At 41.9% G+C, this 15,245-nt stretch carries 12 protein-coding genes; 2 read left to right on the plus strand and 10 right to left on the minus strand.

The window, feature by feature from the left end:
* Positions 1–151 precede the first annotated feature (151 nt).
* From parC to nudF, 7 genes are all read right to left on the minus strand, one after another.
* Complete coding sequence (gene parC / locus ACRWQL_RS07575) at positions 152–2,455, minus strand: DNA topoisomerase IV subunit A (protein ID WP_434952950.1); 2,304 nt, start codon at positions 2,453–2,455, stop codon at positions 152–154.
* Positions 2,448–3,620 carry a PQQ-dependent sugar dehydrogenase gene (locus ACRWQL_RS07580; protein ID WP_434952951.1) on the minus strand — a complete coding sequence of 391 codons (1,173 nt, stop codon included), beginning with the start codon at positions 3,618–3,620 and terminating at the stop codon, positions 2,448–2,450. The genes parC and ACRWQL_RS07580 overlap by 8 nt, the downstream gene beginning before the upstream one ends.
* A 92-nt stretch (positions 3,621–3,712) precedes the next feature.
* A complete protein-coding gene (gene parE, locus ACRWQL_RS07585) occupies positions 3,713–5,599 on the minus strand; it encodes a DNA topoisomerase IV subunit B (protein ID WP_434952952.1) in 1,887 nt (628 codons plus the stop codon).
* A 50-nt stretch (positions 5,600–5,649) separates the two neighbouring features.
* Positions 5,650–6,225 carry a YqiA/YcfP family alpha/beta fold hydrolase gene (locus ACRWQL_RS07590; protein WP_434952953.1) on the minus strand — a complete coding sequence of 192 codons (576 nt, stop codon included), beginning with the start codon at positions 6,223–6,225 and terminating at the stop codon, positions 5,650–5,652.
* Positions 6,226–6,297: 72 nt separating this feature from the next.
* Positions 6,298–7,137 (minus strand): 3',5'-cyclic-AMP phosphodiesterase, encoded by an 840-nt coding sequence (cpdA, locus tag ACRWQL_RS07595; RefSeq protein WP_434952954.1) that lies wholly within the window; start codon positions 7,135–7,137, stop codon positions 6,298–6,300.
* 36 nt (positions 7,138–7,173) lie between these two features.
* A complete protein-coding gene (locus ACRWQL_RS07600; RefSeq protein WP_434953349.1) occupies positions 7,174–7,605 on the minus strand; it encodes a DUF1249 domain-containing protein in 432 nt (143 codons plus the stop codon).
* Positions 7,606–7,646: 41 nt separating this feature from the next.
* Positions 7,647–8,276, minus strand: a complete 630-nt coding sequence (nudF, locus tag ACRWQL_RS07605; RefSeq protein ID WP_434928206.1) for an ADP-ribose diphosphatase — start codon at positions 8,274–8,276, stop codon at positions 7,647–7,649.
* A 503-nt stretch (positions 8,277–8,779) separates the two neighbouring features.
* Between nudF and tolC the strand changes: the two genes are divergently transcribed.
* The gene (tolC, locus tag ACRWQL_RS07610) at positions 8,780–10,087 is read left to right on the plus strand and encodes an outer membrane channel protein TolC (protein WP_434952955.1); all 1,308 of its coding nucleotides are present in this window, start codon (positions 8,780–8,782) and stop codon (positions 10,085–10,087) included.
* Between the two features lie 143 nt (positions 10,088–10,230).
* Here tolC and lysS read toward each other — a convergent pair whose 3' ends face one another.
* Positions 10,231–11,733 carry a lysine--tRNA ligase gene (gene lysS / locus ACRWQL_RS07615; RefSeq protein WP_235086544.1) on the minus strand — a complete coding sequence of 501 codons (1,503 nt, stop codon included), beginning with the start codon at positions 11,731–11,733 and terminating at the stop codon, positions 10,231–10,233.
* 12 nt (positions 11,734–11,745) lie between these two features.
* Positions 11,746–12,844, minus strand: a protein-coding gene (gene prfB, locus ACRWQL_RS07620) for a peptide chain release factor 2 (RefSeq protein WP_434928203.1) whose coding sequence is annotated in 2 segments (ribosomal slippage) — positions 11,746–12,768 and positions 12,770–12,844 — 1,098 coding nt in all. Because the reading frame shifts where the segments join, the coding sequence is not laid out codon by codon here.
* A 154-nt stretch (positions 12,845–12,998) separates the two neighbouring features.
* Here prfB and ACRWQL_RS07625 point away from each other — a divergent pair.
* Positions 12,999–13,982 (plus strand): pentapeptide repeat-containing protein, encoded by a 984-nt coding sequence (locus ACRWQL_RS07625; protein WP_434952956.1) that lies wholly within the window; start codon positions 12,999–13,001, stop codon positions 13,980–13,982.
* Positions 13,983–14,090: 108 nt separating this feature from the next.
* On the opposite strand, the gene chrA is transcribed toward ACRWQL_RS07625, so the two are convergent.
* Positions 14,091–15,242, minus strand: coding sequence for a chromate efflux transporter (gene chrA, locus ACRWQL_RS07630; RefSeq protein ID WP_434939883.1), 1,152 nt, complete (start codon positions 15,240–15,242; stop codon positions 14,091–14,093).
* Positions 15,243–15,245 lie beyond the last annotated feature (3 nt).

Genomic DNA, 15,245 nt, shown 5'->3' on the forward strand with positions numbered 1-15,245 from the left:
AGAACAAGCATTTTGGCTGAATTTTTTACTCCCTCTCACTGAAAATCATCATTATAAATCAACAAAAAAGCTCACGTTAACAACGTGAGCTTTTTTGCATTAAGCCTTGTATAGCGAGTCAGTATTTAACTGCTGACTTTGATTCGATAAATTACTCTTCAATGTCCAGCTTATCAATTACGTTATTATCACTGACAGTACCCATAGCTTCAATTTCAACGCTGTCTACTCGCTGCAAGCCTCTTGGCAGTTTAGCGCCACGTCGGCCACGTTCTCCACGGTAGTGTTCTAAATCACTGGCTTTAAGGGTGAGTTTACGCTTACCAGCCCAAAGGGTAACCGCTGCACCACTTGGTACTACATTTAAGTGCATCAATAATTCTTCACGGTTTTTGGCTCGCTCGGTTGGAATACCAATAATTTTATTGCCTTTACCTTTAGATAATTGTGGCAAGGCATCTAAACTAAACATCAGCATACGCCCTTCACTAGTGATGGCTAATAAAGCATCATCAGCACCTTTAGTAATAAGCTTAGGTGTTAGCACCTGCGCATTAGCTGGTAAAGATAACAAAGCCTTACCCGCTTTATTACGGCTGACCATGTCTGAGTAAGCACCAATAAAGCCATAACCCGCATCACTGGCTAATAGATAACACTGCTCATCTTCGCCCATAATGACATGTCGCATCACAGCGCCAGGCGCCATATTAAAGCGAGTCGTGATCGGTTCGCCCTGGCTTCTAGCCGATGGTAAAGTATGGCTGTCGGTGGCAAATGCACGACCTGATGAGTCGACAAATACTGCCGCTTGATTACTTTTGCCTATGGCGCTGCACAAATAACTGTCACCCGCTTTATAGCTTAAGCTTTCTGGGTCAACATCATGGCCTTTAGCACAACGTACCCAGCCTTTATCAGAAAGTACAACGGTAACGGCTTCTGTTGGAATAAGTTCTTGTTCGGTGAGTGCTTTTGACTCTTTACGCTGAATAATTGGCGAGCGACGATCGTCACCAAATGTTTCACCATCTTGAATTAGCTCTTTTTTGACTAAGGTTTTTAAGCGGCGATCTGAACTTAAAATCAGTTCTAGCTTGTCACGCTCGGCCATTAGCTCATCTTGCTCAGCTTTGATTTTAAATTCTTCTAGCTTGCCAAGGTGACGTAGTTTTAACTCTAAAATGGATTCAGCTTGTTTGTCACTTAAGTTAAAACGAGCCATTAACTCCGCTTTAGGGTCATCATGAAAGCGAATAATTTCAATCACTTCATCGATGTTTAAAAACGCGACCATTAAGGCTTCAAGAATATGCAGACGTGCAATCACTTTGTCTAAACGGAATTGTAAACGACGGGTCACCGTAGACACGCGGTACTCTAGCCATTCAGTTAACATGGTCAGCAGGCCTTTCACCTGCGGGCGACCATCAAGTCCAAGCACGTTTAAGTTGATGCGAAAGCTTTTCTCTAAATCCGTTGTAGCAAATAGATGGGTCATTAATTGGTCGCAATCAACTCGATTTGAGCGCGGCACAACGACTAACCTCACAGGATTTTCATGATCAGATTCGTCACGTAAATCACTTACCATTGGCAGCTTTTTGGCCTGCATTTGCAAGGCAATTTGCTCTAGAATTTTGCCACTACCCGCCTGATGTGGCAGTGATGTGATGATAATTTCATGATTATCAATACTGTATACCGCGCGCATCTTAATTGAGCCACGACCGGTTTCGTAAATTTTGGCAATATCAGCACTTGGGGTAATAATTTCTGCTTCGGTTGGATAATCTGGCCCAGGGACCAGTTCCATTAAACGTGCTAAATCGGTTTTAGGGTTGTCTAATAACTCAACACAGGCAGAGACTAATTCACGCACATTATGCGGCGGAATATCGGTTGCCATACCGACTGCAATACCGGTGATGCCGTTTAATAAAATATGCGGTAGTCGAGCAGGTAATGTTTTAGGCTCTTTCATGGTGCCGTCAAAGTTAACGCCCCACTCTACAGTGCCTTGGGCTAACTCTGACAATAATACTTCTGAAAACTTGGACAGAGTCGCTTCGGTATAACGCATCGCCGCAAACGATTTAGGATCATCTGGGGCACCCCAGTTACCTTGACCTTTTACTAGCGGATAACGATATGAGAAAGGCTGTGCCATTAATACCATAGCTTCATAACACGCGCTGTCACCATGGGGATGATATTTACCTAACACATCACCGACAGTACGAGCGGACTTTTTAGGCTTAGATTGCGCATTAAGGCCAAGTTCGCTCATGGCATAGATGATACGACGCTGTACTGGCTTTAAACCATCACCAATATGCGGCAATGCACGATCCATGATCACGTACATTGAATAATTTAAATAAGCCTCTTCGGTGAATCGGCGTAAAGGCATTTGCTCAACGCCATCTAGGCTTAATTCAATCGCATCACTCATCTGTGCTTTCCTGTATTGGATCAGTGGCTTTATAGAACAAACGGTATATATTGCCCTTTAAGTCATCTGAAATATAAATTGCGCCATCTGGTGCGGTTAGCAAATCAAATGGTCGGGCGACGGGAAACTCTCCGTCTAAAAAGCTCACTACGGTTTCCCGGTGTGCAATCGTTGTTTTCGGCTGGCTGTTATCTAGTGCCAGCATCACTATTTGATAGCCCACTTTACTTGAACGGTTCCATGAACCATTTTCAGCCACAAATAACTGCTGTTGATAACGCTCTGGAAACTGAGTGCCGGTATAAAAATGTAATCCGGTTGGGGCGACATGGGCCGGTAATTCAAAAACAGGTGGAGTAATTTTTAAATTGGTTGGCTTATCATATGCGGGTTCTTTGACATCACTTGCATGTATGTAGGGAAAGCCAAAATGAGTGCCTTTTATGTCCAGTCGATTAATCTCATCGGCGGGTAAATTGTCGCCCATCCAGTTGCGGCCTAAATCCGCAAACCACATTTGGTTAGTGCCAGGTTCCCAATCAAAACCCGTTACACTGCGAATACCTAAGGCAACTTGCTCACTAGCACCGGTTTGCACATTAATCGCTAGCACACTGCCATAGGGAGCTGGTGCTTCACACACATTACAGGGCATACCTAAGGCTACATATAATCGTCCATCTGGGCCAAAACGCATCGCGCGGCTATAGCGTTTCTCTAGGTCAGGTAGATTTGAGTAGACTTCTTTAGCACGTGATGGGCGACGTAAACGATCTTCAATCTCTTCATATTTGATAATTCTGTCTTCTTCACTGACATAAAGATCGCCTTTATAAAATGCTAGAGCGTCAGGGTTTTCAAGCCCTCTGGCGATAACATATCGTTTATCTACCTGGCCATCCTGATCATTATCGACCAATGCGTAAATGGTGCCATTTTTTTGCGAACCAACAAATAAGGTGCCATGCTCACCTAATGCCATTTGTTTAATATCGCCTAAATCAGAGGCATATAAAGACAGGCCAAAACCTTTGGTCACAGTAATCATTACAGATTGAGCGGCATGAACTTGGCTAACAAGCATTGTGCTAAAACCAAATAATGCACAAGCTTTTGCCGCCCATTGCCAATTGAGCTCGAATGATTTCGATTTGATATACAACATGTAATTATTCATTTGCCTCTAATTTTTATTATTGGCGGTCAAAAACCCATTTAATCAATGGTCTCAGTAAACTTTCTCAATAAAGCATCAGCTTAAACCTGAGCTAAGTCACCTTTAGTTTCTAACCAACTCTTTCTATCAGATGAACGTTTTTTGGCAAGTAGCATATCCATTAATGCATCAGTGCCATCATCATCACCTATGGTGAGCTGCACTAAGCGACGGGTATTAGGGTCCATGGTTGTTTCGCGTAATTGTAATGGGTTCATTTCACCTAGACCTTTAAATCGAGTGACTTGAACTTTACCTTTTTTCTTTTCAGCGATAATACGATCTAAAATACCGGTTTTTTCTGCTTCATCTAAGGCATAAAAAACTTCTTTGCCTAAGTCGATACGAAATAACGGTGGCATGGCAATATACACGTGGCCTTTTTCGACTAACACTCGGTAATGCTTTAAAAACAATGCGCAAAGTAAGGTGGCAATATGTAAACCATCCGAGTCAGCATCGGCTAGAATACAAATTTTACCATAGCGCAATTCATCGATATTAGCGCTATCAGGATCGCAACCTATCGCGACAGAAATATCATGTACTTCTTGAGAAGCCAATACTTGAGAAGAATCCACTTCCCAGGTATTTAAAATTTTACCCCGCAGAGGCATAATCGCCTGAAACTCACGGTCTCGAGCCTGTTTGGCACTGCCACCAGCAGAGTCACCTTCCACTAAAAATAGCTCGCCGCGCATAGGGTCTTGACCCGAACAGTCGGTTAACTTGCCCGGTAACGCCGGCCCTGAAGTGACTTTTTTACGGGCCACTTTTTTAGCGGCTTTAAGGCGACGCTGAGCGTTGCTAATACATAATTCAGCTAATTGTTCAGCAAGATCGGTATTAGAATTAAGCCATAATGAAAATGCATCACGCACAATGCCCGATACAAATGCTGAACTTTGACGGCTAGAGAGTTTCTCTTTCGTTTGCCCGGCAAATTGAGGGTCTTGCATTTTGATTGATACAATAAACGCCGCTTTATCCCAAATATCTTCAGGTGACAGCTTAATACCACGGGGAACTAAATTGCGAAACTCACAGAACTCACGCATCGACTCTAATAGACCTTGTCTAAAGCCGTTAACATGGGTGCCCCCTAATGGGGTAGGAATTAAGTTTACATAACTTTCTGTTAAGCTTTCGCCACCTTCAGGTAGCCAGGTAATCGCCCATTCTGCAGCTTCTAAATCGCCCTTAAAACTGCCGACAAAAGGCTCTTCTGGCAATAAAACCGAATCTTTAACGGCTTCTTTTAAATAATCTGTTAAGCCACTTTCATAAAACCATTCGTGGACTTCACCGTTGTGTTTATTGGTGAATTTAATTCTAAGCCCTGGGCACAATACTGCTTTGGCTCGTAGAATATAAATAAGCTTAGTGGTTGAAAAATTGGCAGAATCAAAATAGCTACTATCTGGCCAGAAATGAACGCTGGTGCCAGTATTACGACGACCACAAGTCCCTGTTACAGTTAACTCTTCGACTTTGAAGCCATTTTCAAAGGCCATTTCATAGATTTGAGCGTCACGACGAACGGTTATCTGAACCCGCGTAGAAAGAGCATTAACAACAGAAATACCCACTCCGTGTAAACCGCCCGAGAATTGATAGTTCTTATTGGAAAATTTACCACCCGCATGCAGCTTGGTGAGAATAAGCTCAACCCCGGGAATACCCTCTTCAGGGTGAATGTCGACTGGCATACCGCGGCCATCATCGGTCACTTCTAATGAGTTATCAGTGTGTAATGTCACTTCAATTTTTGATGCATGTCCAGCCAGTGCTTCATCGACACTGTTATCGATGACTTCTTGACCTAAATGATTAGGACGAGTTGTATCGGTATACATGCCTGGACGGCGTTTAACCGGATCAAGTCCATTAAGGACTTCAATTGCATCTGATGTATATTGATTAGTCATATTCCACACATTGTTGTTATTCACTCAGCTATAAAGCAGAGTATTGATTATTAAGGCAGCTGAAGAAATCGACAAATTTTATCAAGCTGTTGCTCGTATCCCACAAAGCTGTGGTCGCCATTAGGTTCTAGATGTAGTTCACAGCAATGATACTTGTGCACAGCCTGACGATAATCTAACACTTCGTCACCAGTTTGCAACAAAACCAAGAATCTATCGGGGTGGTTAATGACATTTGTATCATATTGCGCTACGGCGATACGATCTTCAGGTAGTACCTGATAATGCTCGTCAATATAGGGATTATATTGGGGTCCTAAAAACTCTTCAAATAAATCATACGGTTTTACCGCAGGGTTTACTAATACCGCTTTGCCACCATACTTTTCGGCTAAAAAACTGGCGAAATAGCCACCAAGGGATGAGCCGATAAATCGAAGTGGCTGGCCATTGGCTAATGCTTGTTCGGTTATCTTAGTTAATAATGCCATCGCTTCATGAATGGATGTTGGCACTTGTGGCTGAAAAAATACTAAATCGGGATAATATTGCTTGATATACTTTGCTGTTTTCAGCGCTTTATCTGACTGATTTGAACTATTGAAACCATGTATATAAAGCAGCATATATCCTCACGCAACGGTTAATTAACATTAACGCGCATTCACAAAACTTATTGAAAAGTGTGTCGAAAGAAGTTAGTAACCGCTGGCTTCATTGTCTGGTGTGAAATGATCGCCTGCAACACGATAAACCTCAGTGTGAATGCTACCATCGCAAAGCAGCTCCAGCAAACGATAACCCGGTTGAACACCATCTAAAGCAAAATGATCGGATAAAGGCTTAAATTGTATACAGGTAGAAGGGGTCGCCATTAATGCGATTGCCCCATGTGGGCCTTGGTGGTGCTGGTTTACTTGCTGATGAACATGCCCCCAGAGTAAACCTTTGACTTGTGGATATTGACTGACTCTTTGGATAAAGTCGCTGCCATTCGCCATACAGTGTTGATCTAACCAGCCGCATTGCATCAAAATAGGATTATGATGCATGGCCAGTAATACGTGTTTATCTGGCTCAGCATTAATTGCGGCATCAATGATCGAAAACTGCTCTTCCCCCATAAATCCGCCAGGCTTACCACGCACCGTGGAATCCAACATGAGGATTTGCCATTTGCCAGCAATAATCCGTTGCTGACCAAAAATATTGTCACCCTGCATATGTAACGCCATCATACGAGGATCGTCATGATTACCAGGTAAGTAGTGGCATGGTAATTTGGTGGATGATATTTGGCGAACAAAATTATGATAAGAAGTGGCTGAGTAATCCTGGCTAATATCACCAGAGGCGATCACTAAGTCAGCTGTTGCAGAAGAAGCCATGAAAGTATCAATAACCGCTTGTAGGCTATTAGCTGTGTTTACACCTAAAAGCTGAGATTCAGGATCGGCAAAAAGATGCGGATCCGTAACCTGGACCAATCGCACCGATTGATTTTCCTCAAAAGTGTATTTAACAGCTGGTTTCAGCACGTACAATTCCCAAATATATAGTTTTCAAGCAAGTCACTAAAAAGTAATGCTGTGACAACCTATCTTAAGTAGTTCTTCTAAAAATGCATTCACTTGAAATTTTTCATCTGCCTGATGCATGTGTATATTAGGATAATCATATACCGGTTTAAAACTAAAAATCTGTTGGCTAGTTAACACTTCTGCTAATTGAGCATCATGATATATTCTCACCACCACTTTCGGGGATGATATAAATAAGCTATGGGGTAAACTTCGCGAGATCTCAACTAATTGGGTATATCGAGTGTTTTCAATCAATGTAATAGCCAGTGAACCAAACTCACCTTCAACTACCCAAGATGTGTCGGTTTCAATCACGTCTGGCAACCATTTTAAAATCAGCGCATAATTTCGCCCGCACAATGCTAAAAAAGCACTGACATTGGGTTGATATCTACTCTTATCTTGCGAACTTAGCTGTGCCAATTGATTCACTTCACCTCAAATATGTAACCAGTTGTTTTAACCTAATCCACTTGATTCAGATATTGCTGATAATTCAACATTAACCACTGTATACCCAGAACCGTTGATGCATTATCTATTCGACCGGATTTCACCCAATCATAAGCTTGCTCACGGCTAACCACATGAACTTTAATGTCTTCATTTTCGCTATCAAGTCCATGAATGCCGTTTGCTTGGCTAGCATCGACTCGCCCAAGGTACATGTAAAAACGCTCGCTTGTACCGCCGGGGCTAACAAGATAACTATTGATATAATCAATATGACTAGCGACTAAGCCTGACTCTTCAAATAACTCTCTTGTCGCAACTTGTTCTGGTTTTTCGCCGGGCTCGATCATACCTGCCACAAGCTCAAGAAGCCAGATTGATTTAGTCGTTGCTAATGCAGGCACGCGTAACTGTTCGATTAATACGACTTGATCTCGAATTGGATCATATGGCAATACCACAACGGCATTGCCGCGCTCAAATACTTCTCGAGTGACTTCACCACTCCAGCCACCTGCAAACAACTTATGTTTAAAGCGATATTCGTCTAACCGAAAAAAACCTTGGTAGAGCACTCGCTTAGACAAGAGTTCAAAGTCATTGTCGGCATCAAAATTTACTGTCGGTATTGTATTTTTCATAAAAAACCCAATGTTAAATGGATATATGGTTAAGAAAGTATTCACCGCATAATTAAGATGAAATGAATTGAATTATTGTTGAGTTTGCCTAGTGTGAAATAAAATCTGTTACACTTCAAAGTTGACTTAAATCGATAAGTTTTTAATAGTCGAATAAGTAGCATTTTACGTCTATTGAATAAAAGCTCACTTTGGCCAACTATAAGATACTTAAGCTTAGAAAAAAATCACTTTTTGTAAGTGATATTGCATAAATGCAAATACGTTAAGACACCGTCATTTGTTATGCTTTTTCTAAACTAATAGTGTTTACAAAATTTAAGCTTTATCGCAATCACGTTTAACATGGCGATAAGGCTGCCAGTATTTGCCACTTTAATCATTTGATTAAGTGCACTGAAATCGACCTATCCAGGCTAATGCCATCAATAATAGATAGGTTTAATAATTAGTTCGTTATATCTTTAACTACAATATTTAAGCATTGTCTAAAAGGGCAGAAAATGAAATTCAAAATGGGTACTCTATACGCAGCGTTATCGTTTGCAGTGTTCGCGCCAACTGTACAAGCTGACGATTTAATGCAAATTTATCAACAAGCTCTCACCAGCGATCCAGTTGTATTGCAAGCACAAGCTCAGCGTGATGCATTATACGAGAGCATTGAAGAAAACCGCGCTCCTTTACTGCCAACAATCAGCGCAACCGTTGGTTATTCCAAAGCATGGAATAAGTATGAAGGTGAATCAAGGGTTGAACCAGCTGGACTTACCGGTGGTGTAAAACTAAGCCAGTTAATATACGATCACAGTGCATGGGTAGGTTTAGACCTTGCTGAAATGGCTGCATCGCAAGCTGATGCGTCTTATGCATCAGCATTACAGTCACTCATCACTCGCGTGACTAATGCTTATTTCAACGTATTAACAGCTAAAGATAACTTTGAATTCCAAGGCGCTGAAAAAGCGGCTATCGAACGCCAACTTGAACAGACTAAGCAGCGCTTTGCTGTGGGTTTAACTGCGATTACTGACGTACACGAAGCTCAGGCACAATACGATTTAGCTTCTGCACAAGAGATTTTAGCTGAGAACACGTTAGCCAATAGTTATGAAGCTCTGCGTGAAATCACTGGTATCGACCATAAATCAATTAACATTCTCGACACCAACCGCTTTTCAGCGGGTACTCCAGCACCTGCTAGCTCTAGCGACTGGTTAAAAATGGCAGAAACAAGCAGCTTATCATTACTTGCACAGCGTATTGGTAAAGACATTGCTAGTGAGACAATTAAGCTTTATCAAGCTGGCCATATGCCGACCCTAAATTTTGATGCGGGTTACACTAAAGGACTTGATCAACAACCTACGCCTGACTATGACAACGCTAATATTGGTATTACTTTACGTGTACCTATCTTCGAAGGCTTCAAAGTTTCTTCACAGGTTAAGAAAGCACAATATCAATATGTTGAAGCCAGTGAAAAACTAGAACAAACTCATCGTGGTGTCGTTAAAGATGTGCGTAACAACTTTAACAACGTTAATGCTTCTATTAGTTCGATCAGAGCATATGAGCAATCAGTGGTCTCGTCTGAAAGTGCACTAAAAGCAACTCAAGCCGGTTTTGAAGTCGGTACCCGTACTATTGTTGATGTATTAAATCGTACCCGTGATTTATATGATTCAAAGCGTAAATTGTCTGATGCACGCTATGGTTATATCAATTCAATCGTAGCACTAAAGCAAGCTGCAGGCACCTTGAATGAAGATGATGTTATTGCGATTAACAATGGCTTAATTAGCCAATAATCGTAATATCGTTCGCTTAATAAAAATGGCCCATCAAGGGCCATTTTTATTATTCATAATTTGATTAGGTGACCTTACTAAACATAAAAAACCAGCCTATTGGCTGGTTTTTCTATGTAAGCTTTGAACACTTATTACAGAGATTAGCCCTGTGGACGCATCGCTGGGAATAAAATCACATCACGAATGGTATGGGTGTTAGTAAATAACATCACCAAACGGTCGATACCAATACCCTGACCCGCTGTAGGCGGTAAGCCATGCTCTAGTGCTGTAATGTAATCTGCATCATAGAACATTGCTTCATCATCACCGGCATCTTTGGCATCAACCTGCGCTTTAAAGCGACTGTCCTGGTCTTCTGCATCGTTAAGCTCAGAGAAACCGTTAGCGACTTCACGACCGCCAATAAAGAACTCGAAACGGTCAGTAATAAAATGATTGTCATCATTACGACGCGCAAGCGGTGAAATGTCCGCTGGATAACCAGTAATGAACGTAGGTTGCATTAGCTGAGTTTCGGCGGTTTCGCCAAAGATTTCTTCTAACAATTGACCACAAGTCCAGAACTTCTCAATTTTCATTCCAATGCTTTTGGCAAGGGTACGCATAAATTCAACGTCTTTAACTTCTTCATAGGTCATTGACTGAATGGTAGCATTGTCTGGATTGTATTTCTTAATCGCATCTAACATGCTTAAACGTGCGTAAGGGCCACCAAAATCAACAGTATGCTCGCCGTATGGAAGTTGTGGAGAACCACAAAGTTCAGTCGCGATAGAGCTTAGCATTTCTTCGGTTAAGTCCATAAGGTCATTGAAATCAGCGTATGCCATATAGAATTCCATCATAGTGAATTCTGGGTTATGACGCGGTGATAAACCTTCGTTACGGAAGTTGCGGTTAATTTCGAATACTCGCTCAAAACCACCTACGACTAAACGCTTAAGGTAAAGCTCTGGCGCGATACGCAAGTACATCGCCATATCTAATGCATTATGGTGCGTGGCAAAAGGACGTGCTGAAGCACCGCCTGGAATGCTATGCATCATTGGTGTTTCAACTTCCATGAACTCTTTTTTGATCATAAAGTTACGAATAGCTGAAACCACTTTAGAACGCATAATAAAAGCATTACGTGAATCTTCATTGACGATCAAATCAACGTAACGTTGACGATAACGTGTTTCTTGATCCGTTAAACCGTGGAATTTTTCAGGTAATGGACGCAATGCTTTAGTCAGTAACTGATACTGTTCCATGTTGACATATAAGTCGCCTTTACCTGACAGGTGAAGTTGACCGGTAACACCAATAATGTCACCAATATCTAAACCCTGAAACGTCTCTTTCAAATCTTTTTGAACATCTTTACCCGCATAAGCCTGGATACGACCGCTCACATCTTGAATCACTAAAAAAGGACCACGCTTAGCCATAACACGACCAGCGATAGAGCGTTGAATGCCCATGCCTTCTAGTTCTTCTTTGGTGTGGTGACCGAACTCAGCTTCAATATCGGCAGCCTTATGTTTTCGATCGAAGTTGTTTGGGTGACCATTTGCTGGGCAATTCGTGCGGATGTGATCCAATTTTGCACGACGTTCTGCAATTAACTTGTTTTCATCTTGAGTGTGTTCAGTCATCTTCTTCTCTCGTTAAAGGCCAGATTTAAGGCTAGCTTCAATAAACTTGTCCAAATCGCCATCTAAAACGGTTTGGGTATTTCGGTTTTCAACACCGGTACGTAAATCTTTAATGCGGGAGTCATCTAAAACGTATGAACGAATTTGACTGCCCCAACCAATATCAGACTTAGCGTCTTCAGCGGCTTGCTTATCAGCATTTTGCTTGTACATTTCCAACTCGTACAACTTGGCTTTTAATTGTTTAAAAGCGGAATCACGGTTTTTATGCTGTGAGCGGTCATTTTGACACTGCACCACAGTATTGGTTGGAATATGGGTAATACGTACTGCAGAATCCGTTTTGTTAACGTGCTGACCACCCGCACCTGATGCGCGGTAAGTATCAATACGTAAATCAGAAGGATTAATATCAATTTCAATATCATCTTCAATTTCAGGGTACACAAATACCGAGCAAAAAGAAGTATGACGCTTACCTGATGAATCAAAAGGCGACTTACGCACTAAACGGTGTACACCCGTTTCAGTTCGCATCCAGCCAAACGCATATTCCCCGGTAAACTTAATGGTAGCGCCTTTAATACCGGCCACATCCCCAGCGGTAACTTCAATCAATTCTGGGCTAAAGTTATGCGCTTCGCCCCAGCGTAAATACATACGCAGTACCATATTGGCCCAATCTTGTGCTTCTGTTCCACCTGAACCTGATTGAATATCAAGATAACAGCTTGCAGCATCATTTTTGCCAGCAAACATACGGCGAAACTCTAGATCTGCTAGACGCTTTTCAAGTTCGGCAATTTCGTTACTGGCATCATTAAAGGTTTCTTCATCGTCTTCTTCAATGGCTAATTCCAATAACCCAGCGACATCTTCAAGGCCAGAATCCATATCATCAATGGTTTTTACAACCGCTTCAAGGGCTGAACGCTCTTTCCCTAACGCCTGGGCACGCTCAGGTTCACTCCATACTTCTGAACTTGCAAGCTCTTGGCTAACCTCTTCTAAACGCTCACTTTTAGCAGCGTAGTCAAAGGTACCCCCTAAGAAGTTCTGTGCGCTCGGCCAGCTCCTTAATTTTGAATTTTACCGGATTAACTTCAAACATGAATTTTCAACTTAAAAAATAGCGGTTAACAAAAGGTTTAACGGCGTATTTTACCCCATGCGCGGCACTAAACCTAGACCGAAGTTGGGTTAATTAAGTCGAATATATTTCAACTGAATTTATCAAGATTTTATAGCTTAGCTATACTGTAATAATGAACTCAGATAACCCAACTTGTTGCTACCACGAAGATGAAGGATTTTCCTGCCATGAAACTGCAGAGCCTTCAGGTCTTTGTTACTGGCATGACCCACGCATTATTAAAAACAAGCCTGACGACAAAGCTAGGCTTGAAGCTTTTGCTCGTAGCGGAGGAATGCTTCGCGGCATTAGTTTAAAGCGGGCAAATTTAACGGGTGTTGACTTAGTTAAACATCATGCAAAAACAGGTTTTGATATGAGTCATGCAGAGCTATATCGAGCTAACCTTCAAGGCGCACATATGTTCAATGTCAACCTTGAACAAGCTAGCTTAATGAAGGCCGATTTACGTGATGCCAATATGCATTGCGCCAACCTAACCAACACCAATCTATTAGGCGTAAAATGGAAAGGTGCCAAAATTGAAAACATTTATACGGGAACGAAAATCAAGCAAGAACGTATGGCTCGTAAAGCAGATAGGTTGGGAGAAATAGAAATTGCCTTGGATTATTACCAACAGTCTGAAGAGATATATCGTGACTTACGTAAAGCTGCCGATCGTGAAGGCTTATTTGCCATGGCCGGACATTTTATGCGTAACGAGCTCATAATGCGACGACATCAGATGCCTAAGTGGTCATCAAAACGCATGATATCTAAGTCAATTGATCTATTGTGTGGTTATGGTGAAGCCCCGCTTCGAGTGATAGGGTTTTCTATGGCACTGATTGCAATCTGTGCAATGTGTTTCTTTTTCACCGGTCTTAGCTATGGTGAACAAATCCATCAATTCAACTTCGACAATAGCATTAGCCAAAACATTAAGCTGCTTCTAAACTGCATTTACTATTCAGTTGTTACCTTTACCACCTTAGGTTATGGCGACTTTACACCCATTGGCTACTCCAAATTGGTTGCGGCAATCGAGGCCTTTACGGGTAGCTTTACGATTGCATTATTCGTCGTGGTATTTGTAAAAAAAATGAATCGTTAATCATTGGCAGGCTTAAGGCTACCTTTCCCAACACGCTTGCCATGACAAACACTGAACCACGTTCTACTGTAGTAATAAAAGCCTGATAAAACGGGTATAAATGCTAGGTTACAACAAGCTTAACAGTGCGCCAAAAGCTGCAAAGCCGGCAACAAGCAACACGATATTAGGTTTAAATATTTTTAATACTCCAAAGCCAATTACCACCAATGCCATATCGAGTGAACTCGCCACACCACTACTAAAAACAGGCTGATACAAGGCGGCAAACAGTAACCCTACCACTGCGGCATTCACCCCAGCTAATCCACCAGCGATAACCGGACGTTGACTAATGGCTCCCCAGCTATTTAATGCCACTAACATCAATAAAAATCCGGGGATGAAAATAGCGATGGTGGCGACAAGTGCACCTAAAATGGGTGATTCTTGCCAAATATCAGCCCCAAGAAACGTCGCCAGAGTAAACATAGGCCCAGGTACAGCCTGTGCTAGCGCATAGCCGGTTAAAAACCTATCTTGGGTAACAAGATCGCCAACATTAGCCTCAAGTAGCGGCAGTACAACATGGCCACCACCAAACACTAAACTGCCAACTTGATAAAACTGTCCAAAAATTTGCCCAAGACTATCGGGCTGAGATGCTAAAAAGTAAGAAGCAATTAACCCTAAAACAAAAATAGCTAACCACAGTAAATTCAACTTTATTTCAGGTGTATCAGGGGAGGTATTTTCACCGCGAGTCAGAACTAAGGCACCAATAATAGCCGCAACAATTAATACCACGATTTGTGTTAATAATGCCGGAAATAATAAAATACACGCGACAGTGGCTACCATTAAACATTGCGCCGTTTTACGTTGGCAAAATTGCTTAAACATACCCAGAGTAGCATCAGCGACTACAACAACAGCAAGTAATTTTAAACCGTGAATAGCACCTGCAACCATGTCCAATTGCAACCAACTGGCAGTGGATATAGCAAATAGAAATAACAGTAAAAATGAAGGAAGTGTAAAACCTAAAAATGCTGCAAATGCCCCGGGCAATCCACCTTTATGATAACCAATCGCAAAGCCAACTTGGCTTGAACCTGGCCCTGGCATAAACTGGCTCAATGCGACAAAACTGGCGTATTGCTTATCATCCAGCCAATTTAAATCTTGTACAAAGGTTTTTCTAAAATAGCCAATATGTGCAGCTGGGCCACCGAAACTAATTAATCCTAATGCTAAAAAACGACTAAAAATTTGCCACATGCT

This window comes from Shewanella sp. HL-SH4, from assembly GCF_051164845.1.
Classification (GTDB): Bacteria; Pseudomonadota; Gammaproteobacteria; order Enterobacterales; family Shewanellaceae; genus Shewanella; species Shewanella glacialimarina.

Bases quoted from the DNA above. Each gene is read 5' to 3' on its own strand.
- parC (WP_434952950.1), bottom strand. From the start codon at position 2,455: ATGAGTGATGCGATTGAATTAAGCCTAGATGGCGTTGAGCAAATGCCT.
- ACRWQL_RS07580 (WP_434952951.1), bottom strand. From the start codon at position 3,620: ATGTTGTATATCAAATCGAAATCATTCGAGCTCAATTGGCAATGGGCG.
- parE (WP_434952952.1), bottom strand. From the start codon at position 5,599: ATGACTAATCAATATACATCAGATGCAATTGAAGTCCTTAATGGACTT.
- ACRWQL_RS07590 (WP_434952953.1), bottom strand. From the start codon at position 6,225: ATGCTGCTTTATATACATGGTTTCAATAGTTCAAATCAGTCAGATAAA.
- nudF (WP_434928206.1), bottom strand. From the start codon at position 8,276: ATGAAAAATACAATACCGACAGTAAATTTTGATGCCGACAATGACTTT.
- tolC (WP_434952955.1), top strand. From the start codon at position 8,780: ATGAAATTCAAAATGGGTACTCTATACGCAGCGTTATCGTTTGCAGTG.
- lysS (WP_235086544.1), bottom strand. From the start codon at position 11,733: ATGACTGAACACACTCAAGATGAAAACAAGTTAATTGCAGAACGTCGT.
- ACRWQL_RS07625 (WP_434952956.1), top strand. From the start codon at position 12,999: ATGAACTCAGATAACCCAACTTGTTGCTACCACGAAGATGAAGGATTT.
- chrA (WP_434939883.1), bottom strand. From the start codon at position 15,242: ATGTGGCAAATTTTTAGTCGTTTTTTAGCATTAGGATTAATTAGTTTC.